Raw genomic sequence first — 24258 nt, 5'->3', positions numbered from 1 at the left:
CCGGTTTTTAGAGGTCATAAAATTAGTGAAAAAATCTGAAGTGGCTTTCGTCAGCCCAATCCATCATTTGGCGGTCGCCCTTGGTATCACCGAATGCGAGGGTTTTATCAAACTTTTTACCTGCAAGTTCGTTTTCAATCCTGCATTTTTTCTCATCGCCGTTGCAGTTCTTGCCCACGAAATTTCCCGTAAAGATCTCATCACGAAATTCGGCCTGCGTGGCCAGCAACTTCATCTTCAGGCTGTCCGCAAACGGCTGTACCCAAATATCCAGCGAAGCGGTCACAATATAAGACTGGGTTTGCGCACGATCTATTTTTTTGATGAATTCGAGGGCATTTTCGCGCAGAATTTCATTTCCATGCTTTTCAAAGAAGTCCTGTGCTTTTTTTTGAATTGAGGTTTTCCGTTCACCTTTTAAAACTGACCCTATGAAACTTTTTTTCACTTTTTCTGCGTCGGCAAGACCTGTTTTGAGCAATATAAAAAGCGGAATATGCTTCATAAACTGAAGATAGAATTTTCTCGGACTGTAAAATTTCAGGAACAGAAACATCGTGTCCGTATGCGTCAGCGTCCCGTCAAAATCGAATAAATACAGTTTCTTCATCAGTTACAGCTTCATTTTCTTGAATATAAATTCAGGTATGTTTCTAATTATCAGCATGATCAGAGACCAGACTGGCAATACATAAACCACATTATTGCGATTTTTGAAAGCTTTAAAAATAACCTCAGCGGCCTGTTTCGGCGTGGCGGTGAGTTTGGGACGCAGAGGCAGACCTTCCGTCATCTTGGTTTGCATAAAACCCGGTTTTACTGTCAGAACATGCACCCTGCGTGGATAAAGGTAGTTTCTTAAACCACTTAAATAAGCCGACAGACCCGCTTTTGCGCTTCCGTATATAAAGTTGCTTTGCCTTCCGCGTTCACCAGCAACAGAAGACAAAACGATCATTGTCCCGGTGCGCTGCCTTTCCATTTTCTCCGCAAAGAAATTGAGTACGGGAATAAGCTTTGAAAAATTGATATCAATGATCTGCGTGGTGTTTTTCTCGTTGTACAGTCCTTCTTCACTGTTTTGACCCAAAAAACCAGATGCGCAAAACAATACTTCGGAACTTATATGATCAAACGCTGAATAATTAACTGTTTCGAGCAGATCGAGTGGAAAAATCTCCGATGGCTGCAAATATTTAACATCGATATGACGCGCAAATTTGGCTGTGGTTTCCGGATTTGAACTGAAAAGATAGATTTTCGGATAGGTTTCACCGCTTTCCAGGGCTTTTTCCACGAAAGCCTGCGCTATTTCAGAATTGCTGCCAAGGACGATCATGTGTTAAGAATTTTGCTGGTTGGATGAAATACGTTTCTGCTGCAATGACACGAATTTAGGATTCTGCACATTCTGCAGATAATTGGTCAGTGAAGGCTTGCTCATACTGTCTTTCGTGAGATAAATGCGGCCACCGTATTCTTCCACGATTTCATCAAGTTGCGAAACGAGTTTTTTCAGCTTCGAATTTACTTTAAAATCAAGCGCCAACGTGTAGCCTTCCATCGGGAAAGAATTGTACGCAAGCGGATTATTTTTCCCGAAAAGTTTCAGCACCGCCAGGAAAGAGCCGTTGCCACTAGCTGCGATGGTTTCCAGAATTTTCCGCATTCCGGCTTTCCCATTTTCCTTCGGAATCACCATTTGATATTGTATGAAACCCGCCTTGCCGTAGATTCTGTTCCAGTCTTCCACCACATCCAGCGGATAAAAAAAGGTTTCGTAATCTACAATATTTTTGAGTTTTGTATGACGCTGTTGATTGTAATACAAGTAGTTGAATAATTTGACAGTGAATTTATTCAGTACAAATCCCGGGAAATAAAATGGTATCCTTGGTATGAATTTTTTTTTCAGTCTTAATGGCTTCTGCGCCATTTTCGCACCCAGTTCATGGCGGAAAGCGTGTTCGCCACGCATCAGGATGCTTCTTCCGAGATTTTCGCCTTTCTGAAGACAGTCAATCCAGGCTACATTATACGTCCAACTTTCGCTCTCATCAAAAAGCCTGAAAATTTCATCTAAATTCCTGGCTTTCACAGATTCCTGGCAAATGTAAGCGGTTTCAATGTTTTTAAGCTGAAATCTGGCCTGCAAAATAATGCCTGTAAGGCCCATTCCGCCGATGGTTGCCCAAAACTTATCTTCATTTTCAGTCCTCGAACAGCGCAGGACCTCACCGGTTTCATTCAACAGCGAAAAATCAATAATGTACTCTGAAAAGCAGCCTTCAGCGTGATGATTTTTTCCGTGAACATCAGAAGCTATTGCACCACCAACGGTGATGAATTTTGTGCCCGGAGTTACATACAGAAAGAACCCCTGCGGCACAATCACTTTCAGAACTTCCGAAAGCAGCACGCCGGATTCACATTCTATAATACCGTTCAGGCGATCGAAACTGATGAACTTATTGAGTCTTTTTGTCGAAAAAATATGTTCTGACAATGAAGCATCGCCGTAGCAGCGGCCATTTCCGCGTGCGATGACCTCATTCCGGGACTTTATGAAATCCTGAATTTTAATTAAAGAGTCTTCAGATTTCAGTTCTTTCTCCACCACAGGAAAATTTCCCCAGTTGCTCACTTTCTGCACAAAATCTACCTTCATTTCTTAAAATAAATTTGAAGTAAAAATGCGGCGAGCCAAAGAACAAGAGTAATCTGAATATAACGGTCTTTGTAAATAATCTTAGTGGGCGATTCGGTTTTGTTGTACACCAAAGTCTGCTGCAGATACCTTAGGAAAGCAAAAACCACAAAAATAACCGTGTAAAAAACACGCGAGTGAAATTTCTGCTGAACTTCCGCGGAAAGCGTAAACATCAGATAGCAAATTATGGCTAAAGTGCAGCTAATACTCAGCGCGATGTCTGCGAACTGTACATTGTAGCCATCTAGTGCACGGCGGGTTTTCCCTGAAATCTGCGCGTTGATCAGTTCGCCGCGCCGTTTTCCGAGCGCTAATACCAAGGCAAGCACAAACGTAAGCAATATTGCCCACTGCGATATGTAAATTCCGGTCGCGTATCCTCCCGCCAAAACCCTTAGGACAAATCCTATTGAAATGATGCAAACATCGATGATCGCTACATGCTTTAACTTAAACGTGTACGTAAGATTCATTGCAAAATAAAAATAAATTACTGCTGCAAACCGGGAAAGATCGCGTGCAAAATAGTCGTGACCAAAGAAAATCAAGGCTACAGAAAAAAGCATTAGGAGTATAAAAACCAGAATCGCTGTGCTTTTTGATATTGCGCCGCTGGCGAGCGGCCTGTTTTTCTTCTCGGGATGCCTGCGATCCGACTCTATATCGGTATAATCATTTAAGATATAAACGCTGCTGGCTATCATCGAAAAGACAACAAAAGCAAAAATGCTTTTGAGCAATAAATCTAAGTTGGTGATGTTTCCGGAAAAGAACAGAGGCACAAAAACGAAAAGGTTTTTCACCCACTGTTCCACGCGTAGTAGCTTTAGAAATTTCGTCATTCGTGCAAGCAATGTTTCACAAAAATAGTGTTTTTTAAAATAAAAAAAGGCCTGCCGAAGCAGACCTTAATAATATAATGTGGGTGATTTGGTTAGTTTCCGTCAGCGGCATCTTTGATCATATCCTCATTTGCGGTAATCGCAAATTCCACACGTCGGTTTTCTGCACGTCCGGCATCTGTATCGTTGGTTGCGATAGGTTCGTTTTCACCCACGCCCATCGTGATCATACGGCTTGATGCTACACCCTTCGAAATAAGATAGCTTCTCACAGAAGCGGCACGTCTTTCGGAAAGCGACTGGTTGTAGGCTTCAGTACCTTTGCTGTCTGTGTGTCCGTAAATATTGATATTGGTATCAGGATTATTCTTTAAAACTTCCGCCAGCTTATCAAGGTTAGCTTTTGCAGAAGAAGTAAGGTCCGAAGAATCGAATCCAAAGTTCACCATATTCTCTTTCATGGTTACGCGGATTCCTTCTCCTACTCTTTCCACTTCAGCACCCGGCAAAGTTTCTTTGATTTCTTTCGCCTGCTTGTCCATATTACGGCCAATGACGTTACCCGCAACACCGCCTACGATTCCGCCTAAAACAGCGCCTGCAGGAGCATTTTTACCTTTCCCCAGGTTGTTACCCAGTACACCACCGATTACTGCACCTGCGGCAGTACCGATCACAGTTCCTTTTTGCTGATTGTTTGCGTTCTGTACAGATTCACAACTCGTCAGCAGTAGTCCAGCTGACAGAAAAAGAGCTGCTACGTTAGTTCTATTTAAAATTTTCATATTCTTTATTTTGATAATTATTACTTCATTCCGGTTCTCGCGAAATTATAAACGACTCTAACATTTTCTCCGGCAGCCGGCACATTCTGTTCAAGACTGAAATTGTCTTCGGTCTGGCTGATCAGATTAAGTGAATAGCCTTCTGTCACTGCTTTTGCTTTTGAACCTTCAAGAAGTTTTTTGAATTTAAATTCATTTCCGTTCACTACTTCAAACTTGATCGGCTGAATTATGATCGGGCATGCACCGCCACCATTTAGGGTGTATGAACCGCTCCAGTTGTTCGGGATCAGTCTCCAGTGGCTTCCAACGAAGCACTGCGCGTCAGCACCTTCATCAAAGGGTTTTACTTTATAGTTATTGTCGTAATTCACGCTTGTAAGTTCCCAGTCGCCCTTCAGCTTCAAGAATTCAGCTCTGTTAGATTGGGCAGTCTTTGCAGTACTACAGGAAAGGGTGAATGCTCCCAAAATCCCGGCCAGTAATAAATTTTTCATAGTAATAAAATTATTTACCATACACTTACAAAAAACTGTGCCATTCTAAAAAACCCTTAAATATAAAAGCCCGGACAAAACCGGGCTCAGATATTAAATTGTCCTTTTACTTGCGCGCTTTCGCTTTTTGCGCTGGCTTTCTCACCGGTTGTTTCGGTGAAGCCTTAGTTGCCGTACCTGCTTTATAGAAATTAGTGAAAGCATATTCCGCAGCTTTTCTTACATCGATCACACCCCCGGCGCGCGAAACCATATCAAATCTGTTGTTGGTATTTGATGGCAGCATCGCGTTGACAGTAGATTTGTTCGAAGTCATCACAAGTGCTTCTATAATCTGTGCCGGCGTAAGGTTTGGCATATAAGCCAAAAGTACAGAGGCCGCGCCCGCTACGACCGGTGACGCCATTGAGGTACCTTGAAGATATTCGTATTTGCCGTCTGGAACCGTAGAGTAAATCTTCTCACCCGGCGCAAATACATCCACCATTTTCTGGTTGTAATTTGAGAAACCTGCTCTCAGAAACTCGTTGTTATTGGTTGATGCTCCTACCACGATCATGTTATCAACAAAAGATTTCGGATCCGAAGCATTTTTAAAATTCGTAGGGAAGTAAACATTTTCCGCGATATCCTCATTCTCGTTTCCGGCAGCTTTTACAAGCAAAACACCTTTATCCTGCGCATATTTAAATGCTTCCCAAACGACGTTCTTTCCGGGAGAAACCGGCTTGCCAAAACTCATATTCAAAATTCTAGCACCGTTGTCAACCGCATATCGGATAGCATTTGCAACGTCCTTGTCACGTTCGTCTCCGTTCGGAACGGTTCTCACCGTCATTATCTTTGCGGTTTTATATCCTACTCCATATTGAGTTTCGGTACCGTTTGGTAAACCTGCAATAATTCCGGCAACGTGAGTTCCGTGCTGAGCATCCGGTCCTTCATAGTTATTGTTGCCGTAATACTTCTCCGAATAATCATCATAACGGTCACCTACGGTCTCAGCGCGTGGATCAAACTCAAGATTATATTGTTTTGTGGCCTGCGGACCATAATAATCAAGCGCCTCTTTCATTTGCGCCTCAAGGAATGTCTGCACTTCCGCCGGTGATTTTCCGCGCACAGCAGGATCCATTGCCACCTGGCTAAGGACGGAAACCGCCATTGCCTGCTCCTGAGTTGAAGGTTTGATGGAACTGACAGCTTCCGCGGATAGGTTCTGGCCGTTCAGCATGGCTACCATTGATGGGATCATCTTCTGGATCCTCGAATACGTTTCGTAACCCTGTTTTGCCTCAATGCTTTTTTTGGTGAAAATCTCTTTGGACTTCATATACATCGCAAATTCTTCGGGCATCTTAGCCTGATTTGCTTTGTTCACCGCAGAATCAGGACCTTCGAAAACTGACTGATATTTTTTAACGATCCGCGTAACTTCCATGTTATCTACATCGATATCGCCGTTTTTTCCGCCGATGAAATTCCAGCCATGAACGTCATCTATATAGCCGTTTTTGTCGTCATCTTTGCCGTTGTTTGGTATTTCGTTGGGGTTGGTCCACATATTTTTTACGAGTCCCGGGTGATCTACTTCCACACCGCTGTCTAAAACCCCAACAATTACCGGTTTAGCCTTTAGACCTTTGCTTTCAAGATATTTGTATGCGTTCTCTGTATTTACGCCATACACATTTGCGGACGAGAAATCCTTATGATACCAGGTCATCAAGTCCCGGTCTTTCATCGGATCAAGCGCCTCAGCGGTATTTTGTGCAAACGCTACCATCCCGCTCATAAAAGAGGCAGCCAACAATATTTTCTTCATTCTTAATAATTATTTGGTGATAATATTTTTGATATAAGTCAAAGTTTCAGGGCCTTTGTTACAAATAAGATCGATTACAGACAGATCCGGCTCAAATCCGAATTTATCCGAAAATGTCTGATAGTACTCTTCAAGCTCAAACGCACTCGGTTGTTTTGCCGAAAATTCAGACCTGAAATCCTGCTGTATTGGAGTAAATTCGTAGCTATTAGTTAAATGAAACTGTTTTTCTGTTTTTAAAATTTTCTGGATGATGCTGATTGCGTTCAGATTAAAATCTACTAACGAGCTGCTCGCAAAACTGAAAATTTCGGCTAAACGATCTTCATAGAACTCAAAATAAGGTGAACTCTGGTAAGCATTTTTAATAGATTTCCAGTGCAGGCTTCGCCAGTCTTCACGTTCGGAAATCTCAATCGTGTTCAGCGCACGAGTTCCCTTGTGGCTTATCGGAATGATAAGCGGCAGGCGCCCGTTGGCGCCATAAATCACCGTTCTGTTTCGATAGGTTTGCTTCGGAAAGTTCTCGAACTGTTCAAAATAAACCTCTTCAGCATTGTGAAAAACTGAAAACCACGAGATTGGCGGTAGGTAAAATATGGGTAAAAGGACTTTCATGTATGTCAAAATATTGAAGGTTCTGTAATTGGGAAATTCTCCCTAGCCCCGATGGCAGCGGCATCCTTTTGCAGAGCGTAGCGGAGCAAAAGATATAGCGGACAGCGGGTAAAAGCTCCTGAGAATTAGTCTTCTTTTGGTTTTTTCTTAAATAAACGTGCAATGTAATCCCAACCGAAAAAGAGAATCAGTATCAAGGCTGCAACCCACCAATACGAGGTTTTGTGGGCCTCACCGGTGTTTGTTGCCTTAAACATTCGGTCCCAACGCACTTTCCTGCCTTCAGGCTGGTAGCTTGAACTCTTGTCCGCGAAAAGTCCTTCCACGCTCAGCCACGTGAACATCGGGCTTCCCACGATATTCTCTTCCGGCACAAAACCAAAGAAACGCGCATCCAGCGATGCATCGCGGTTGTCACCAATCATCATATAATAATCCTGCTGAATGGTGTACTGCGTGGTTTCCTTTCCATTGATGAAAATTTTACCGTTGCGGTTTTCAAGTTTATTGTGTTCATATTCTGATATAATCCACTGATACTCGGGCAAAGTTTCCTGGTTTAAAGTTACCACATCGCCTTTTTTCGGGATTTTCAATGGGCCATACCAATCCTGATTCCATTTTTTATTTACCGGAAAGATGGATTGTGTAGTGTCAATATTCTTCGTGTAAGCATCACGCGTCGAGTTTACTTTGTAAGCCACCGCCGCAGAATCTTTTGGCCAAATATGTTCCCGCAGTTCTATGATTTGTGGCAAAGCCTTGATTTCACGCGCGGTCTGATCCGTCAGTCCCTGAAAATCGTACATAAAACCGGTCTGCGTCTGAATTTCCTGCACCGGCAGAAAACCGTATTGTCTGTAAAGCGACGGAATATCGAGTTGACTGCCGGTCACGGCGATGAATTTGTGTTGCTTTTGCTGGTCACCAAGAATTGTCTCTGGTTTACCATTCACAAACAGTCTGCCCGCGCGCATCTCGATTATGTCACCCGCAACCGCCACACAACGTTTTACATATGGATCCATTCTGTCGATGGCCTTATGCACCGAATCTTGTGGATAGTTGAAAACTACGATGTCGTTTTTCTGTGGTTTTTTAAACTGGAAAATGCGCTCATAAGGAAGTTTGATGCCCTCAACATAAGATTTAGGATCATCTTTTGGATTGCCTTTTTCGCCGGTATCCATTATCGTTCCCTGCAGGAAAGGAATCGCTACTGGACGCATCGGCATTCTGAAACCGTAAGTCCATTTATTCACAAACAGGAAGTCGCCCACCAGAAGTGTTCTTTCCATCGATCCTGTCGGGATGCCGAAAGGCTGCGTCACAAAAACGTGAACTATTGTCGCAAAAACCACTGCAAAAGTGATCGAACCTACAAACGATTCTTTCTTTTTGCCCTGTTTTTCTTCTTCCGTTAGATATAATTCGTCTTCCTTATGAACTTCGGCATCTTTAGAATAGTTAACGAAGGCCATATAGAGGAAAGGCAAAATAACCGTCAGCAACTGTTGGCTGAAACTGCTTTTGCCAAAGTGTTTCATTAAAAAAAGATGGAAAACCGTCATCATGATCGGGCCGACAATCGGTAGATACGCGATGGCAACCCACCATTTCGGGTGACCGGTTTCTTTTTGAATAATGAAATAATTATAGAAAGGTACAAACGCAAAAAGCGGATTGTAACCCATTTTTTTAAATAGTTTCCACGTAGAAATTCCCATCAATACTGATAAGATGAGGACATAGACCGCGTAGGTAAGAAAATAATTCATAATTAAGAGTTTTAGCAGGCTGAAGTTGCGAATTAGTGCTGCAAAGATGGCCTTTTGTTACATGAAATCCGGGAATGTGGTGGTACAGAAGCCTATTTTACCCGAAAAGCACATCGTTCATGGTGAAATTTCCCGTTTTTCCCTGAATCCATTCTGCGGCGATTACGGCTCCAAGCGCAAAACCGTCACGGCTGAAGGCAGTATGTTTTATTTCGATTTCATCAACATCACTTCGGTAAAAAACGCTGTGCGTACCCGGCACCTCATCTTCGCGAATGGCAAAGATCCCCAGCTGGTCCTCCGCGGTTTCTTCAAGTTTCCAGGCCGAAAAGTTTGGGTTATTTTTAATGATACCTTCAGCCAAAGAAATCGCGGTGCCACTCGGTGCATCTTTCTTGTGCGTGTGGTGAATCTCTTCAAGCTGGACATTGTACTCACTGAAGTTTTTCATCAGGTCAGCCAGCTTTTCATTCAATGCAAAAAACAGGTTTACGCCAAGGCTGAAATTGGAACCATAGAGGAATGAAGTATTGTTTGCGGCCGCTATCCGCTCCACTTCGGGCTTTTGAGTTAACCATCCGGTTGTTCCGCAAATTACCGGAATACTTTGCTCCAGACAGGTTTTTATGTTTTGAAAAGCAACTTCAGGGTTCGAAAACTCAATTACAACATCCGGATCATTCAGGTTTTCTGAAGTAGGCGTTTCATTGAGCCGCGACACAATTTCGTGGCCGCGCGATGTGGCGATACCATCGATTATTTTGCCCATTTTGCCGTAACCTACAAGTGCTATTTTCATTTTTAATTTTAGAATTTATACGTAAAACTCAGTCCTGCTTTTGAATTATCCGAGCTGAATTCATCGAAAATAAAGGTTGGATTTAAAGCCAGATCCGGATCTTTTCGGCCTTCGTAAAGATGCGCATCTACCACCGCATCTACAATATTCAGCACATAAACCAGTGCCGTGACGGCGATTGCATAATCGCGCTGCCGCCGTGCCCTATCCTGCGTGCGTCCCAAGGCCTCCGCCGTGATGCCCGGAATATCGGAAAACTCGTGCGTCTGCCCGTTCAATTGTGCTACAAATGCATCGCGATAACGGTTATATTGTTTCTGGTTCCACAGCGTAATGCCGATTCCTGTGCCTATTCCGCCCCAAACAATCGGAATCTTCCAGTACTTTCGGTTGTAATATTGTCCTAAACCCGGCAGTACCGCGGAATAAAGTCCTGCTTTTGTGGGATTAAATTTTTGAACTGCAACAGGCGCATTAGATTCCTCAATATCGGCATATACTTCAATCTCAGATTTAGGCGTCGTGGCAGAAACGGAATCGCGCGGATAATTTTCAACGCGAATGGTGTCTTTCGGACTTATCTGCGCGAAGATTTGCATGCTGCAAATTAGAAATGAAAGCACGAAAAATTTGTACATCATCTGAAATGGGAAAGGATGTTTTCTAGTTCCTGCTCATTCTTGAAATCGAGGACGATCTTGCCTTTTTTTCCGTTCGCGGAAGCTTTGATCTCCACTTTCACTTCCAGAATATCGGCCAGGTTTTTCTCGGCTTTCTTGAAATTATTTGGAAGCGCAGCCTTTTGTCTCACCGCAGCGGTGGCATTGTTCTTAAGTTTGGCAGATTCCTGTTCAGCCTGTCTTACGCTGAGTTTCTGATCGACTATTTTTTGAAAAAGCTCATTTTGCTTCGCTGGCTCGTCTAAACTAATGATCGCGCGGCCATGTCCTGCGGAGATCTCACCACCCCGAATCGCATCCTGAATCTCGGGACTCAATCGCAACAAACGGATAGAATTCGTAATGGAACTCCGTTCTTTACCAACACGCTGACTCAGGTTTTCCTGTGTCATGCCGATCTCATCTAAAAGCCTCTGATAAGTAAGCGCAATCTCGATCGCATCTAGGTCTTCACGCTGAATATTTTCAACCAAAGCCATTTCGAGCAGCTCCTGATCATTCACCAAACGGATATATGCCGGAATGGTCTCCAAACCGGCAATCTTACTCGCGCGGAATCTCCGTTCACCTGAAATAATCTCGAAGCGGTCGCCATCTTTGCGCAATGTCACCGGCTGAATGATGCCCAAGCTTTTGATAGACTCAGCTAATTCCTGCAGTGCTTTTTCATCGAAATAGGTACGTGGCTGTGTAGCATTCGGGTAAATATCCTCCAGCGGAACCTCCACAATATTGCCTACGAATTTATCAGCGCCCGCGTCTGTTGCCGAATTCACACTTGCCTTTGATTCAGCACTCAATATCGCGCCTAGTCCGCGCCCCATCGCTCTTTTCTTGTCTCTCATATGTTTTATAAAAACAACTTTTTATCAGGCTTTTGCATCTACTAAGTTATCATTTTTCAGCAGTACTTCTTCAGCCAGCTGCAAATATTGGATGGCGCCTTTGCTTTCGGCATCATAATTCAGGATACTTTCCCCGAAACTCGGTGCTTCGCTGAGGCGTACATTGCGGCTGATCACCGTTTCGAAAACCATTTCCGGGAAGTGTGCGTTCACCTCTTCTACAACCTGGTTTGAAAGGCGAAGGCGCGAATCGTACATTGTAAGCAGCAAACCTTCGATATCGAGATCTTTGTTATGGATTTTCTGTACGTTTTTAATGGTATTTAATAATTTACCCAAACCTTCAAGTGCAAAATACTCGCATTGAATCGGAATGATGACAGCATCCGCCGCAGTAAGCGCATTAATTGTAATCAGCCCTAAACTTGGCGCACAGTCAATAATGATAAAATCATAGTCATCACGAATGTCTTTTAGCGCGTTTTTCAGCATGTATTCGCGGTTTTCGCGGTCTACAAGCTCTATTTCGGCAGCTACAAGGTCGATATGTGACGGTATGATATCCAGATTTGGCGATGCGGTTTTCTGTACGCAGCTGCGTGCATCGGCGCTGTGTTCAAGCAAATCGTAAGTGGAATTTCCCGCTTCGTCAATCCCTAAACCGGAAGTTGCATTGGCCTGCGGATCCGCGTCAATTAGCAAGATTTTTTTTTCCAACACTCCAAGTGCAGCAGCCAAATTGACGGCCGTAGTAGTTTTACCCACTCCACCCTTCTGATTTGCAACGCCGATTATTTTAGCCATTCTTTTAAAATTTAATCCTCAAAAGTACACTTTTTTCTCACTTTTCAAAGCTACATGCATTTTCAGATTGTACACACCTCACTGAATATGAATATTTTAGACAATAAAAAAATTATCCACAAAAAGCGGGTTTTTGTGGATAAGGTGAGATTGATTAGTTATTTGCCCGATTATTCAAACTGCATACTGATCGGGAACTTGAAATAGCTGCGAACATTTTGACCGTTCAGTTTTGCCGGCGTCCAATTCCCCTTGATTTTTTTAATGGTTTTTTCGGCTTCGGCATTGAAGGCGGCATCCTTACCATTCGCTTTTATGTTTGAGATGGTTCCGTCTTTCTCTACGATGAAAGTCACCGTAGTCCGCATCAGGTCACCGCTGCCATCAAATTTGTCTGCATTGAAGTTTTGCACCACTTTAGTTCTGAAAGAATTGATTCCGCCTGCGAAACCCGCCTCAACGTCAACAACTGTCGCAGGTTCGTTTGAAACCGGTGCCACAGGCGCAAGGGGAGCGACTCCAACATTCGGCGCAGTTACCGGTGGCAGATAGCTCGTGACATTATCTTCGCCCTTCACATTATCGAGACCAATATTGGTGTTGTTGATTTCGCTAACTGAAGGCGGTGGCGTTTCCACCGGTGGGTTTTTCGTGGGTGTCGGAACCTCGATTTTCACAGTGGAGACCTGCGTCTCTGCGGGCGGTTTCACTATTTCTACGGGAGGTTGAACTTCCGGAACTTCATCTATTGGCGTTAAATCAAATCCGCCTTTATCCGAAGTTACATTTACATCTTTGTGCATAAAGGAATTGATCACAAGCGGAGTCAGGCTTATAGTGGCAAATATTGCAATGCCGATGAACATCGCTTTCTGCTGCACAGCTCCGTGTTCTTTCCGTAATGTGTAGGCACCGTAATTTTTATTTCGGTTTTCGAAAAGCAGCTCTGTAAGCCGGTCTTCCTGTGCGAAGGTTGAATGATTTTTCATAACATTAAAAATTTAAAGGTTAACTAACGTTTTCGATATCAATACCAATCTAAAATAATTGGTATATCATCAATAAAATTAAAGCAATTTTACTACCACATTTACATCAATATTAAAAAACCGTTATTTACCTCATAATACATATCAGAACTAAAGTAAATGCTTCAGATTGTATGATTTATATAAACCACTGAATGTCACTAATAAAATGACACATTTAGAACAAATCAACTAATTAATTTCATAATTTTGATCATAAAAATTTATATTTTTCCAGAATTAAAAGACAAATCCCCACTTCTTTTTCCTGTTCAAGCACTGCATTTGTAAAACTAAACACAATACCATGAACACACTTAAACTAAAATCGAAAAACGCAGCGGTTTTCACGCTGTGTGAGATGCTCAGTAAATTAGGTTACCCCATCATGATTTCAGATTCTTTTACGACTGAGGTGGATGCAGCCGTGAAAGATTTCCAGAAAAAAAACGCGCTTGTTGTAGATGGCGTGGTAGGTATGAAAACCTGGCAAGTACTGCTGGATAAGAGCAGTAAGATCTTCAAGACGAACGATCTTTTCCTCAGCGAGCAGGATCTGAAAGATTTTGCTAAAAGTTTTAATCTTGAACTCGCCGCGGTGAAAGCCGTAAACGAGGTGGAAAGTTGCGGAAAGGGTTTTTTGATAAACGGCAAACCAAAAATCCTTTTCGAAGGGCATATTTTCTGGCAACAACTTAAGAAAAGAGCCTTGAAACCGGAAAAAATGCTGACCAGTTCAAATAGAAACGTGCTTTATGAAAAATGGACCAAAGCCTTCTACCTGGGCGGCGCGAAAGAATATGACCGACTTGATGAAGCGATCGCCATCAGCAGCGATCCCAAAGTGAAAGAGGCCGCGCTGGCTTCATGTTCGTGGGGCAGTTTCCAGATCATGGGATTTCATGCGAAAAGCCTGGGATACGCATCTGTGCAGGATTTTGTAGACCGAATGCACATCCATGAACGTGAACATCTGAAAGCTTTCGGCAAATTTTTGGAGATCAACAATATCATGACCGATCTCCGCAACAAGAACTGGGCGAATGTTGCGAAGAAATATAACGGTCCGGCCTATAAGCAGAACAAATACGACGAAAAATTGCGGAAAGCGTACGAGAAATATTCGTAAACCGATTATAATGAAAAAAAGCTGCGGAATCCGCAGCTTTATATTTTTAGAATAATTCTTTCCTGATGATGTTCTGGCTTCTTTCCGGCCCTACCGAAACCAGATAAACATTGATCCCGAGATGGTGCTCAATAAACTCGATATACTTTTTCGCGTTTAGCGGCAATTCGTCATAGCTTCGTGCATGCGTGATGTCCTCGTCCCAACCTTCAAGTTCTTCATAAATAGGCTCGTAATTGTAAAGTTTGGTTGTAGATGATGTGAAATAATCGATGATCTTGCCGTCTTCCGTGCGGTATTTCGTCGCGATTTTAAGCGGAGAAATCCCTGAAAGCACATCCAGTTTTGTAATTACTAAATTATTGATCCCGTTGATCATCGTGGCGTGTTTCAGCGAAACCAAATCCAGCCAACCCGTTCTGCGCGGTCTTCCGGTGGTAGCTCCAAATTCAAAACCAATTTTTCTGATCTTTTCGCCCAATTCGTTATCAAGCTCCGTGGGGAAAGGACCTTCGCCGACACGCGTGGTGTAAGCTTTGGCTACGCCGATGAGATTTTGCAGACTTGTCGGTGGAACGCCGGCGCCTGAACATACACCGCCGGTGGTAGGAGAAGATGACGTAACGAACGGATAGGTTCCGAAATCGATATCGAGCATGGCAGCCTGCGCACCTTCGAACAAAATATTTTTGTTATCACGAATCGCCTCGTTCAGCTCCACTTCCGTATCCACAATTCGGTCCCGAAGTTTCTCACCAAGCTGCAGGAATTCGTTATAAATTTCATCAAACTCCAGTGCTGGCTTCTCAAAATATTTCTCGAAGAGCGAATTTTTTATCTTTAAATTTTTCTGGATTTTTTCAGCTAAGACCTCCGGATTCAGCAGATCGATCATACGGATGCCCACCCGCGCGATTTTGTCTTCATAGCACGGTCCGATGCCTTTTTTCGTGGTTCCGATGTGGGTTCCGCCCGCCTCTTCCTCACGGTACGTGTCGAGTAAAATATGGTAGGGCATGATGACATGCGCGCGGCGGCTTATGAAAACGTGGTCTGTTTTAAGACCTTTTTCTTCGATCTGACCAATTTCTTTCAGGAAAGCTTTAGGGTTCACCACCACACCATTTGCGATGATACATTTGCCCCTGCATTGCAAAACGCCCGACGGCAAAAGGTGCAAAACAAACTTCTCTTCTCCCGCGTAAACGGTATGGCCGGCGTTATCGCCGCCCTGAAAGCGTACCACATAATCAGATTTAGCTGAAAGGACATCGGTTATCTTGCCCTTACCTTCATCGCCGTACTGCAGACCCACCACCACGTATGTTGACATAAAATATTGGTTTAATATTGGTTTGTGCAAAAATAGATTATTAAAAAAAGGCAGGCAAAGAATAAGGAGGATTTTATAGTTATGAAATTGAGTAATCTCAAGATTAGACCACAAAATCTTTAGAAAAAAAATTCCTTAAAAAATGCCTAAATTTGCGCTTTGGAAAAAAACCTATGGAATCAATTCAAATTCACGACAAAACCTTTATCCCTTACCTGCGGGATGCAGAAATACAGGAAATAGTAAAAGCCACCGCCCAAAAAATCTATGAAGATTACAAGGACGAAACACCTATTTTCGTAGGCGTGCTGAATGGCGTGATCATGTTTTTTTCAGACCTGCTGAAGCATTATCCCGGCAAATGCGAGATCGCCTTCATACAGATGAGTTCTTATGCCGGCACGCAATCTACGGGAATAGTGTACCAGAAAATGGAACTTACCAAAGACATCAAAGACCGTCACATTATTTTGGTTGAAGACATCGTGGATACAGGAAATACGGTGGAAAGCCTTTTTAAATATTTTACGGAGACGCAACGCCCAAAATCTGTAAAACTGGCTTCATTTCTGCTTAAGCCTGATGTGTATAAGAAAGATTTTAAGCTGGATTACATCGGAAAGGAAATCCCAAACAAATTTGTTCTCGGTTACGGCTTGGATTATGATGAACTGGGCCGCAACCTTAAAGACCTGTATCAGCTTGAAGAAGGCAGAATAAATGAATAATTAACGTCAATTCAAGGCCACACATAAAAATGTCAAATTTTCAATAAATAATAATGATAAACATCGTTCTCTTCGGTCCTCCGGGTAGCGGCAAAGGCACACAGGCGCAGCATCTGATAGAAAAATATAAGCTAAAACAGATTTCAACAGGCGACCTCTTCCGTTTCAATATGAAAAATGAAACTGAACTTGGCAAAATGGCCAAATCCTATATCGACCAGGGACATTTAGTTCCGGACCAGGTGACCACGGATATGCTGATTGAAGAATTAAGAAAAACCACAGATACCGAAGGTTTTATTTTTGATGGTTATCCGCGCACCACGAATCAAACGGAAGCACTGGAAAAAATCGTAAAAGACCATTTGGATGCAGACATTACAGTTTGCCTTTCCCTGGTTGTAGATGATGAAGTGCTGGTGCAGAGACTTCTGAAAAGAGGTGAAACAAGCGGCCGGACTGACGATTCTAACGAGGCAATTATTCGGAACCGCATCAAAGAATATTACCTGAAAACAGCCGAAGTAGCAGAACTGTACAAGCAGCAGGGTAAATATGTAGAGGTAAATGGCGTGGGAGAGATAGATGAAATTTCGGCCAAACTTTTTGCCGAAGTAGACAAAGTAAAATAATTTGAGACTGTCTTTAGCTTCATAGCAGAACATTCTTCAAATTCAAAAAATATCAGATATAAATGTCAAATTTCGTAGATTACGTAAAGATCCACTGCAAAAGTGGCCATGGCGGTGCAGGCTCAGCGCACCTTCGCCGTGAAAAATATATTCCCAAAGGCGGTCCCGATGGTGGCGACGGCGGGCGCGGCGGCCACGTGATCATGAAAGGTAACGCGCACGAATGGACGCTGCTGCCACTGCGTTTTACACGTCACATCAAAGCTGAACGTGGGCAAAACGGCTCCAAAAACCAGCTTACCGGCGCGTACGGCGAAGATGTTTATATCGAAGTTCCCATTGGCACCATCGCGAAAAATGAAGACGGTGAAGTAATCGCTGAAATCCTGGAAGACGGCCAGGAAATCATCCTGATGCACGGCGGAAAAGGCGGTTTAGGTAATGAACATTTTAAGTCAGCAACCAATCAGACGCCGCGCTATGCGCAGCCAGGGTTGCCCGGTGAGGAAGGTTATATCACTTTTGAGCTTAAATTATTGGCAGACGTTGGTCTTGTCGGCTTTCCGAATGCCGGAAAATCTACTTTGTTGGCAGCGGTTTCCGCAGCGAAGCCTAAAATTGCAGATTACGCCTTCACCACGCTTACACCGAATCTCGGGATCGTAGATTACCGGAATTACAAATCTTTCGTAATGGCCGATATTCCTGGCATCATCGAAGGTGCGGCGGAAGGTAAAGGCTTGGGACACCGTTTTTTGAGACATATCGAACGTAATTCTATTTTACTTTTCCTTATTCCGGCGGATGCTGAAGATTATTTGAAAGAATTTGAGATTCTCGAGAATGAACTTAAAAAATTCAATCCCGAGCTTTTAGATAAAGATTTCATTGTTTCGGTCTCTAAAGCAGATATGCTGGATGAAGAATTAAAGAAGGAAATTTCAGGTAAATTCCCTGAAAACCGCCAGCCAATCTTCTTTTCAGCGGTTACGCAGGAAGGCTTGATGGAACTTAAAGATGCAATCTGGAAGAAACTGCACGGATAAACCAATTCAGATAAAAACACAGGCCGGACTCAGTTCCGGTTTTTTTTGGAATAGTAGTTGAGATGGCTTTTGAAAAATTTAAAAATGAAATTAATAGCAGCCCTTTTTTCCGCTTTACTTCTAATGGCCTGCACGGCCGGTAATGCTTCTAAATATTCAAAAATTGAGTATGAAGCCGGCGCTTGCTTTGGTTTTTGTCCGATTTATAAAATGACTGTGAATCCAGATCGCACTGCGGTGATTGATGCTGAAAGGTTCACATTTACAGAAGGCCGTTCAAAAGACGAATTTTCCGGACCAAAAGAAGGGATTTTCACAGCCACCATCACACCAACTGACTATCAAAAAATGATCTCAATGCTCGACGACCTTGATGTGAAGACGCTGAAAACCTATTACGGCAACAAAAATGTAACCGACCTCCCTACTTCAAAACTTAGAATTACTTTTGCTGACGGCAGCACAAAAGAGATCGAAGATTACGGAAAACACGGCACCGAAAAACTGCAGATGTTTTATGAATTTGTAGAAGGCCTGCGCAAAACCCAAACCTGGACGAAAGTTGACTGAAAGGCGTTTCCCTGCTAAATTTATTTAGTTTATCTTTGCCAAACGAAAAATTCCTTCCTGCGCGGAAGGATTTTTTATGAACGGGGTCATTCTTGATGAAAAAACTGCCACGCAGTATCCTGGAAATTTCACGGTTTCCATTTTCATTCACTCGCTTCATTACTTAAAGAATGACACTGTCATTTTTAATTTAATCAAAAAACAATTCATTTGAACTTCAACGATTTAAACCTTATTGATCCTATCGCCAAAGCGCTTCAGGAGGAAGGTTACACGCAGCCGACGCCCATTCAGGCGAAAGCAATCCCAAGCATTTTACAGGGTCGCGATCTCCTGGGAACCGCACAAACCGGAACCGGAAAAACCGCCGCATTTGCAATCCCTATTTTGCAGAACCTTACCGAGAAAGACCTTCGGAACAACAATATCAAAGCCTTAATTCTGACGCCAACGCGCGAGCTCGCCATCCAAATTGAGGATAGTTTCAATGCGTACGGCCGACATTTGCGCCTGAGAAACCTCGTGGTTTTCGGTGGTGTGAAGCAGGGCGCGCAGGAAACTTCACTAAAACGCGGAGTAGATATCCTGGTAGCTACTCCTGGAAGATTGCTCGATTTCATTTCACAAGGCATCATCTCGCTAAAACATCTTGAAATTTTCGTTCTTGATGAAGCTGACCGTATGCTCGATATGGGTTTCGTACACGATGTGAAGCGGATTATCAAACTTTTACCGCCGAAAAGACAAACCCTGTTTTTCTCGGCTACTTTTCCGGATGAGATCAGCAAACTTGCCAATTCGATGCTTACCAATCCCGTAAAAGTGGAAGTTGCGCCGGTTTCTGCAACTGCCGACACCATACAGCAAAAGGTATATTTTGTAGAAAAGGAAAACAAGCTAGACTTGCTGACCCACATCCTGAAAAACGACATTTCAGATTCAGTACTCGTATTTTCGAGAACGAAACACGGAGCCGACAAAATAGCACGTAAACTTCAGTCGCATAAGATCTCCGCTGAAGCCATTCACGGTAACAAATCCCAGAATCAGCGGCAGAACGCACTTAATAATTTCAAATCCGGCAAAACACGGATTTTGGTCGCTACAGATATTGCAGCACGCGGGATTGATATTGACGAACTGAAATATGTGGTGAATTTTGAACTTTCAGACGTATCTGAAACTTATGTTCACCGAATTGGCAGAACTGGCAGAGCGGGTGCAGACGGCAGTTCAATCTCGTTTGTTGACGGTTTGGACCTATTAAACCTGAAAAGCACGGAAAAACTCATTGGGAAGAAAATTCCGGTGGAAAAAGACCATCCTTTCCACACCGATAATCTTGTGGTAGAAAAGCGCGATTCGAACAACAAACCTTTCACGCCGCGCGCAAAACCGCAGACAAAAGAAAACATCGGTTTCAAAAAACCGAAGAACAAGAGCAATTTCTCAAGAAACAAATAAAACAATTAGGGCTTAAAATAAAATAACCGCGAAAAGATTCGCGGTTATTTTGTTACTGTTTGCCAAACAGTCTTTCAGCGTTTTCGGTGGTAGTGCGGTCAATTTCCGCAAAATCTACTTTATAGATATCAACCAATTTGCCCGCCACCAGCTCAAGGTAAGAACTTTCATTACGCTTGCCGCGGTGCGGAACCGGTGCGAGGTAAGGTGAATCGGTTTCGAGGACGATTTTATCCAATGGGATTTCGTCCAAAAACTGATCAATCTTTCCGTTTTTAAATGTTACAACGCCGCCAATCCCCAGTAAAAACCCTATTTCAACGGCATGTTCTGCCTGCTCCAGATTTCCGGAAAAGCAGTGAAAGATTCCCCGAAGCTTCGGATGTTTTTTTCTTTCGAGAACCTCAAAAACCTCATCAAAACTTTCGCGGGTATGGATCACAATCGGCAGGTCCCGTTCAATGGCCCAATCGATCTGCTTTTCGAATGCTTTGACCTGGATATCTAAGGTTGATTTATCCCAATAGAGGTCAATCCCGATCTCACCAATAGCGGGAAAACTCCTTTCGTTCAGATATTTTTCCACGGTTTTCAGTTCATTTTCCCAGGATTCGGGCTGAACCGAGCACGGATGAAGGCCCATCATCGCAAACATGCGCTCCGGGTACTGGCTTTCCAGATCAAGCATTTTTTCATGTGTAGTAGAATCTATGGCCGGAAGATAAAATTTTGAAACGCCTTTGTGGAGCGCCCTCTCAATCATTTCATGCCGGTCATCTGAAAATTCATCGGAATATAGATGGGTGTGGGTATCTATCATAATTTGTTTATGGTTTTAAATGCAGCCCGACTTGAACGGAGCTCTTTTTGTGAAGCGAAGCGGAACAAAAAAGCGGGAGTGGAAGGCGGATAAGCTGCCAAATCAATCTAAAATATCTTATGCTTCACTTTGGAGCGCTGCGCAGCGATTCTTTGTTCGATTTTCTCCATAAACTCCTGATGTTTCGGGCTTTTATCATCGGAAGGTTTATGTGCTAATGCCTGGGCAATCTTAAAATTTTCGTCCACAAAAGCACTGGTTTCTTCACCGAAATAGGCCACTCCAAACTTTTCCCAAATGTAGTGTATCGCCTGCGAATTAGGATGAATTAGGTCTTCTTTATAAAAGCGGTAATCGCGTAAATCATCTATCATTATCTCGTAAACCGGCAGATAACGGCAGTTCTCAAACTGCGGAATCACCTCGTGCAGAGCGGTGATGACCTTCGATTTGCTCAGCAAATTTTCGATGAGGCCATCTTTGGTGTGCCGAACCGGCGAGACTGTAAAAAGTAGCTGCACACCCGGTGTGCAGATGTCTTTCAGGACTTTTATGGTCTCCGTAATGCTTTCTGAAATCTCGTTTTGGGTGAGCAACCTTTTTTCGAAATGTTTCGCCGGAATCTTATGACAGTTGGCGACGAGTTTATTCTTCGGCAGAAATTCGTAAATAAATGAACTTCCGTACGTGATAATGACCCATTTTGAAGACTGCAGGAACTGATTTCCGGCCTCGATATTTTTGTTGATTTTATCTAATGTCTGATGCAGAAACCGCGAATTAAACTCGCTGTGGTGATCGAGCGAGATGATCTCATCATTGTACTTTATCAGGTCTTCTTCGGTATAAAACTCAGATTTGTGAAGCTTTTTTAAGGCCTGATTTATCGAAAACGGGTTGAAAAGCGTTCCGAAAGGATTGTTCAGCGTTTGAAGCTGACCTTTTGAAAGCAAAGCAGACAGCTCGCTCGCAAAACATGAACCCATCGAAAAGAGCCGGTCTTCAAAGCCAATCTTCACCTCTGAAACCGGTAATTCAACTTCAGTCCTAAATTTCATTAGAATTAACAGTTTTGATTTTAACTAATATTTAGCTGTCTCGACGCAAAAGATAATTTGCCAGTTCAATGAACGGCTTCTTTTTTTCGTCCGGAACATCGATTTGGTTCAGGTAACCCTGCGCGATTTCGTTGTATTTCTGGATCAGCAGCAATGTTTTTTCGTCTACTTTCGTGCGGCGGAAAATTTTCTCAACACTGTATACCTTATCGACGTTGTCTGTTTTTTTAGAATACCAAAAATCAAGCTCTTTGCGCTCTTCTTCGGTTCCGTGCTCCCTTGCCAAAAGGTAAAGTACGGTTTTCTTGTTTTCGTAGATATCGCCGGCGTGTTTCTTACCAAATTGCTCCTGGTCACCGAATACATCAAGATAATCATCCATGATCTGGAAGGCGATCCCCACGTTTTTACCAAAATTAAATATCGCTTTTGCCGCTTTGAAGTCAGCTCCGGCGATCAAAGCTCCGATTTCAAAAGATGACGCACTTAAGACACCGGTTTTGTACGTAATCATCCGGATATAATCATTGAAAGTCACGTCACCCAAAGTCTCGAAATTTATGTCGTACTGCTGACCTTCGCAGAGCAGCAAACCGGTATGCGTGAAAACGCGCACGCAGGCTTTGTAAAGTTCCGGCTCCAGATCTTCGAAAAACTTATAAGACTTCATCAGCAGTGCATCACCCGACAGGATGCCGGTATTGATGCCGTGCAGCGTATGGATCGTCGGCATATTTCGTCGAAGGGGTGCCTCGTCCATGATATCATCGTGAATCAGCGTAAAATTGTGAAAGAACTCGATTGCGAGCGCGGGCTTTATGGCTTTCTTCATATCGCCACCGAACATATCATTGGCCATCAGCACCATGATAGGTCTCAATCTTTTGCCACCGTGTGAAATGATATAATTCATCGGTTCATACAGTTCCGCTGGCTTATCTTTGAAGGTATAGCGCTCGATAGCTTTGGAGACGATATCCTGATATTCTTCTAAAAAATGCATAGGTAAATAGTATTTGAACAAAAATACGATTTTAAAAAAGCTTTCGACTTCCCAAGGCACAAAAAAACCACCATGACGGTGGTTTTAGTGATATTAAAATCCTTAAAAAATTTAAGTAAAATAAGTTACGAGCATATAGGTGACACCTGCAACAATCGCTGAAATCGGGATCGTAAGTATCCATGCCCAAAGCAGACTCACGGTAATTCCCCAACGTACTGCCGAAACCCTTTTTGTAAGCCCTACCCCAATGATTGCACCGGTAATGGTGTGCGTCGTGGAAACGGGAATTCCTAGATGGTCGGTAAGGAACAGCGTGATTGCCCCTGCAGACTCAGCACTTACCCCTTCAAGCGGCGTTACTTTGGTAATTTTCGTCCCCATTGTCTTCACAATCTTCCAGCCACCACTCATAGTTCCCAGACCTATCGCAAGGAAGGATACGAACGGTACCCACATATAGTCGGTGGTAAAGTGCGCGAAGCGCTCCGCAGAAGGCATCGTAGCATATACATCTGTTCCGCCGATCATACTTACGTGATAATAGATCACAGCCGCACCGATAATCCCCATTACTTTTTGCGCGTCATTCAGGCCGTGACCCAAACTGAACAGCGCTGAAGAAACAAGCTGCCATTTCTTGAACTGTCCATCAGCCTTGCGCGGGTTGCTGTTCCTTGCGAAGAAAACGATGATTAGCGTAATCACAATCGAAACGAGCATCCCAATGAACGGTGCCATAAATATGAAAAGGAAAATAGGAATTACTTTCTCTAGCTTCACTACATTCTGGGTCATAAGTTCGGTAAGCGCCGCTTTTATTTTTTGCCAAAGTGTGAAATCTGGATGAGCGAGCACTACCTGGTGATAATCCATCGCGAAAGCGTGCATCAAAGCAGCTCCTAAAAATCCGCCAATGAGCGTGTGTGATGATGATGAGGGAATTCCGAACCACCATGTGAGCAGGTTCCAGGCGATAGCCGCGATCAATCCGGAAAATATGACTTCAAGATTGATGAAATCCTCATTGACGGTTTTTGCTATCGTGTTTCCGATTTTAAATTCGCCTATGATATACATCGCGACGAAAAAAGCGGCAAAATTCCATACAGCAGCCCAAAGTACAGCCTGAAACGGCGTAAGTACCTTAGTAGAAACTATCGTAGCGATAGAGTTTGCCGCGTCATGAAATCCGTTGATATAGTCAAAGATCAGCGCGAGGACGATAATGACTATTAATAATACTGGTAAATCCATTCTACAC

Annotated in this window: 25 protein-coding genes; 6 read left to right on the top strand and 19 right to left on the bottom strand. The window is 43.2% G+C overall.

The window, feature by feature from the left end:
• Window positions 1-22: 22 nt before the first annotated feature.
• The 14 genes from QEP06_RS00210 to QEP06_RS00145 form a co-directional block, all read right to left on the bottom strand.
• On the bottom strand, window positions 23-610 hold the full coding sequence (locus QEP06_RS00210) for an HAD family hydrolase (RefSeq protein WP_285268564.1): 588 nt from the start codon (window positions 608-610) through the stop codon (window positions 23-25).
• A 3-nt stretch (window positions 611-613) separates the two neighbouring features.
• A complete protein-coding gene (locus QEP06_RS00205; RefSeq protein ID WP_285268563.1) occupies window positions 614-1339 on the bottom strand; it encodes an SDR family NAD(P)-dependent oxidoreductase in 726 nt (241 codons plus the stop codon).
• 3 nt (window positions 1340-1342) lie between these two features.
• Window positions 1343-2668, bottom strand: a complete 1326-nt coding sequence (locus tag QEP06_RS00200; protein ID WP_285268562.1) for an FAD-binding oxidoreductase — start codon at window positions 2666-2668, stop codon at window positions 1343-1345.
• Window positions 2665-3552, bottom strand: coding sequence for a decaprenyl-phosphate phosphoribosyltransferase (locus QEP06_RS00195; protein WP_285268561.1), 888 nt, complete (start codon window positions 3550-3552; stop codon window positions 2665-2667). The genes QEP06_RS00200 and QEP06_RS00195 overlap by 4 nt, the downstream gene beginning before the upstream one ends.
• 92 nt (window positions 3553-3644) lie before the next feature.
• Window positions 3645-4337 (bottom strand): YiaD family glycine zipper/OmpA-like lipoprotein, encoded by a 693-nt coding sequence (locus QEP06_RS00190; protein ID WP_251833668.1) that lies wholly within the window; start codon window positions 4335-4337, stop codon window positions 3645-3647.
• Between the two features lie 20 nt (window positions 4338-4357).
• The gene (locus QEP06_RS00185; protein ID WP_285268560.1) at window positions 4358-4834 is read right to left on the bottom strand and encodes a lipocalin family protein; all 477 of its coding nucleotides are present in this window, start codon (window positions 4832-4834) and stop codon (window positions 4358-4360) included.
• Window positions 4835-4940: 106 nt separating this feature from the next.
• On the bottom strand, window positions 4941-6659 hold the full coding sequence (locus QEP06_RS00180; RefSeq protein WP_285268559.1) for a S8 family serine peptidase: 1719 nt from the start codon (window positions 6657-6659) through the stop codon (window positions 4941-4943).
• Window positions 6660-6668: 9 nt separating this feature from the next.
• A complete protein-coding gene (locus QEP06_RS00175; RefSeq protein WP_285268558.1) occupies window positions 6669-7277 on the bottom strand; it encodes a WbqC family protein in 609 nt (202 codons plus the stop codon).
• A gap of 125 nt (window positions 7278-7402) precedes the next feature.
• The gene (gene lepB, locus QEP06_RS00170; RefSeq protein ID WP_285268557.1) at window positions 7403-9055 is read right to left on the bottom strand and encodes a signal peptidase I; all 1653 of its coding nucleotides are present in this window, start codon (window positions 9053-9055) and stop codon (window positions 7403-7405) included.
• 97 nt (window positions 9056-9152) lie between these two features.
• Window positions 9153-9854, bottom strand: a complete 702-nt coding sequence (gene dapB / locus QEP06_RS00165) for a 4-hydroxy-tetrahydrodipicolinate reductase (RefSeq protein WP_285268556.1) — start codon at window positions 9852-9854, stop codon at window positions 9153-9155.
• An 8-nt stretch (window positions 9855-9862) separates the two neighbouring features.
• Entirely contained in the window at window positions 9863-10453 is a 591-nt protein-coding gene (locus QEP06_RS00160; RefSeq protein WP_251833674.1) for a DUF5683 domain-containing protein, read from the bottom strand.
• A gap of 38 nt (window positions 10454-10491) precedes the next feature.
• Window positions 10492-11379, bottom strand: a complete 888-nt coding sequence (locus QEP06_RS00155) for a ParB/RepB/Spo0J family partition protein (protein ID WP_285268555.1) — start codon at window positions 11377-11379, stop codon at window positions 10492-10494.
• A 24-nt stretch (window positions 11380-11403) separates the two neighbouring features.
• A complete protein-coding gene (locus QEP06_RS00150) occupies window positions 11404-12183 on the bottom strand; it encodes a ParA family protein (protein ID WP_285268554.1) in 780 nt (259 codons plus the stop codon).
• A 170-nt stretch (window positions 12184-12353) separates the two neighbouring features.
• Window positions 12354-13172, bottom strand: coding sequence for an energy transducer TonB (locus QEP06_RS00145; protein ID WP_285268553.1), 819 nt, complete (start codon window positions 13170-13172; stop codon window positions 12354-12356).
• A 346-nt stretch (window positions 13173-13518) separates the two neighbouring features.
• Between QEP06_RS00145 and QEP06_RS00140 the strand changes: the two genes are divergently transcribed.
• Complete coding sequence (locus tag QEP06_RS00140; protein ID WP_285268552.1) at window positions 13519-14340, top strand: N-acetylmuramidase domain-containing protein; 822 nt, start codon at window positions 13519-13521, stop codon at window positions 14338-14340.
• A gap of 46 nt (window positions 14341-14386) precedes the next feature.
• On the opposite strand, the gene QEP06_RS00135 is transcribed toward QEP06_RS00140, so the two are convergent.
• Window positions 14387-15673: an adenylosuccinate synthase gene (locus QEP06_RS00135; RefSeq protein ID WP_251833679.1), complete on the bottom strand. Its 1287-nt coding sequence runs from the start codon at window positions 15671-15673 to the stop codon at window positions 14387-14389.
• 173 nt (window positions 15674-15846) lie between these two features.
• Between QEP06_RS00135 and hpt the strand changes: the two genes are divergently transcribed.
• From hpt to QEP06_RS00110, 5 genes are all read left to right on the top strand, one after another.
• Entirely contained in the window at window positions 15847-16401 is a 555-nt protein-coding gene (gene hpt / locus QEP06_RS00130; protein WP_251833680.1) for a hypoxanthine phosphoribosyltransferase, read from the top strand.
• 53 nt (window positions 16402-16454) lie between these two features.
• The gene (locus QEP06_RS00125; RefSeq protein ID WP_285268551.1) at window positions 16455-17033 is read left to right on the top strand and encodes an adenylate kinase; all 579 of its coding nucleotides are present in this window, start codon (window positions 16455-16457) and stop codon (window positions 17031-17033) included.
• 62 nt (window positions 17034-17095) lie between these two features.
• Window positions 17096-18079 (top strand): GTPase ObgE, encoded by a 984-nt coding sequence (gene obgE, locus QEP06_RS00120; RefSeq protein WP_251833682.1) that lies wholly within the window; start codon window positions 17096-17098, stop codon window positions 18077-18079.
• A gap of 84 nt (window positions 18080-18163) precedes the next feature.
• Window positions 18164-18649, top strand: coding sequence for a DUF6438 domain-containing protein (locus QEP06_RS00115; RefSeq protein WP_285268550.1), 486 nt, complete (start codon window positions 18164-18166; stop codon window positions 18647-18649).
• 210 nt (window positions 18650-18859) lie between these two features.
• On the top strand, window positions 18860-20113 hold the full coding sequence (locus QEP06_RS00110) for a DEAD/DEAH box helicase (protein ID WP_285268549.1): 1254 nt from the start codon (window positions 18860-18862) through the stop codon (window positions 20111-20113).
• Window positions 20114-20165: 52 nt separating this feature from the next.
• Here the strand turns inward: QEP06_RS00110 and QEP06_RS00105 are convergent, their stop codons facing one another.
• The 4 genes from QEP06_RS00105 to QEP06_RS00090 all read right to left on the bottom strand — a co-directional run bounded on the left by QEP06_RS00105 (window position 20166) and on the right by QEP06_RS00090 (window position 24251).
• On the bottom strand, window positions 20166-20933 hold the full coding sequence (locus QEP06_RS00105) for a TatD family hydrolase (protein WP_285268548.1): 768 nt from the start codon (window positions 20931-20933) through the stop codon (window positions 20166-20168).
• Window positions 20934-21040: 107 nt separating this feature from the next.
• On the bottom strand, window positions 21041-21991 hold the full coding sequence (locus QEP06_RS00100; RefSeq protein WP_285268547.1) for a GSCFA domain-containing protein: 951 nt from the start codon (window positions 21989-21991) through the stop codon (window positions 21041-21043).
• Window positions 21992-22022: 31 nt separating this feature from the next.
• Window positions 22023-22994 (bottom strand): polyprenyl synthetase family protein, encoded by a 972-nt coding sequence (locus QEP06_RS00095; protein ID WP_251833688.1) that lies wholly within the window; start codon window positions 22992-22994, stop codon window positions 22023-22025.
• Between the two features lie 111 nt (window positions 22995-23105).
• Window positions 23106-24251, bottom strand: coding sequence for an inorganic phosphate transporter (locus QEP06_RS00090; protein ID WP_251833689.1), 1146 nt, complete (start codon window positions 24249-24251; stop codon window positions 23106-23108).
• Window positions 24252-24258 lie beyond the last annotated feature (7 nt).

It is taken from the genome of Kaistella rhinocerotis (assembly GCF_030243905.1).
GTDB lineage: Bacteria > Bacteroidota > Bacteroidia > Flavobacteriales > Weeksellaceae > Kaistella > Kaistella rhinocerotis.
The sequence above is the reverse complement of the archived record's forward strand: the minus strand, read 5'-3'. Positions and strand labels throughout refer to the sequence as shown.

Excerpts from the sequence above, each read along its gene's own strand:
- QEP06_RS00155 (WP_285268555.1), bottom strand. The coding sequence starts at position 11,379 with ATGAGAGACAAGAAAAGAGCGATGGGGCGCGGACTAGGCGCGATATTG.
- QEP06_RS00135 (WP_251833679.1), bottom strand. The coding sequence starts at position 15,673 with ATGTCAACATACGTGGTGGTGGGTCTGCAGTACGGCGATGAAGGTAAG.
- QEP06_RS00205 (WP_285268563.1), bottom strand. The coding sequence starts at position 1,339 with ATGATCGTCCTTGGCAGCAATTCTGAAATAGCGCAGGCTTTCGTGGAA.
- QEP06_RS00150 (WP_285268554.1), bottom strand. The coding sequence starts at position 12,183 with ATGGCTAAAATAATCGGCGTTGCAAATCAGAAGGGTGGAGTGGGTAAA.
- QEP06_RS00115 (WP_285268550.1), top strand. The coding sequence starts at position 18,164 with ATGAAATTAATAGCAGCCCTTTTTTCCGCTTTACTTCTAATGGCCTGC.
- QEP06_RS00160 (WP_251833674.1), bottom strand. The coding sequence starts at position 10,453 with ATGCAAATCTTCGCGCAGATAAGTCCGAAAGACACCATTCGCGTTGAA.
- QEP06_RS00125 (WP_285268551.1), top strand. The coding sequence starts at position 16,455 with ATGATAAACATCGTTCTCTTCGGTCCTCCGGGTAGCGGCAAAGGCACA.
- QEP06_RS00185 (WP_285268560.1), bottom strand. The coding sequence starts at position 4,834 with ATGAAAAATTTATTACTGGCCGGGATTTTGGGAGCATTCACCCTTTCC.
- QEP06_RS00200 (WP_285268562.1), bottom strand. The coding sequence starts at position 2,668 with ATGAAGGTAGATTTTGTGCAGAAAGTGAGCAACTGGGGAAATTTTCCT.
- lepB (WP_285268557.1), bottom strand. The coding sequence starts at position 9,055 with ATGAATTATTTTCTTACCTACGCGGTCTATGTCCTCATCTTATCAGTA.
- QEP06_RS00180 (WP_285268559.1), bottom strand. The coding sequence starts at position 6,659 with ATGAAGAAAATATTGTTGGCTGCCTCTTTTATGAGCGGGATGGTAGCG.
- obgE (WP_251833682.1), top strand. The coding sequence starts at position 17,096 with ATGTCAAATTTCGTAGATTACGTAAAGATCCACTGCAAAAGTGGCCAT.
- QEP06_RS00095 (WP_251833688.1), bottom strand. The coding sequence starts at position 22,994 with ATGCATTTTTTAGAAGAATATCAGGATATCGTCTCCAAAGCTATCGAG.
- dapB (WP_285268556.1), bottom strand. The coding sequence starts at position 9,854 with ATGAAAATAGCACTTGTAGGTTACGGCAAAATGGGCAAAATAATCGAT.
- hpt (WP_251833680.1), top strand. The coding sequence starts at position 15,847 with ATGGAATCAATTCAAATTCACGACAAAACCTTTATCCCTTACCTGCGG.
- QEP06_RS00195 (WP_285268561.1), bottom strand. The coding sequence starts at position 3,552 with ATGACGAAATTTCTAAAGCTACTACGCGTGGAACAGTGGGTGAAAAAC.
- QEP06_RS00090 (WP_251833689.1), bottom strand. The coding sequence starts at position 24,251 with ATGGATTTACCAGTATTATTAATAGTCATTATCGTCCTCGCGCTGATC.
- QEP06_RS00105 (WP_285268548.1), bottom strand. The coding sequence starts at position 20,933 with ATGATAGATACCCACACCCATCTATATTCCGATGAATTTTCAGATGAC.
- QEP06_RS00210 (WP_285268564.1), bottom strand. The coding sequence starts at position 610 with ATGAAGAAACTGTATTTATTCGATTTTGACGGGACGCTGACGCATACG.
- QEP06_RS00175 (WP_285268558.1), bottom strand. The coding sequence starts at position 7,277 with ATGAAAGTCCTTTTACCCATATTTTACCTACCGCCAATCTCGTGGTTT.
- QEP06_RS00145 (WP_285268553.1), bottom strand. The coding sequence starts at position 13,172 with ATGAAAAATCATTCAACCTTCGCACAGGAAGACCGGCTTACAGAGCTG.
- QEP06_RS00140 (WP_285268552.1), top strand. The coding sequence starts at position 13,519 with ATGAACACACTTAAACTAAAATCGAAAAACGCAGCGGTTTTCACGCTG.
- QEP06_RS00190 (WP_251833668.1), bottom strand. The coding sequence starts at position 4,337 with ATGAAAATTTTAAATAGAACTAACGTAGCAGCTCTTTTTCTGTCAGCT.
- QEP06_RS00100 (WP_285268547.1), bottom strand. The coding sequence starts at position 21,991 with ATGAAATTTAGGACTGAAGTTGAATTACCGGTTTCAGAGGTGAAGATT.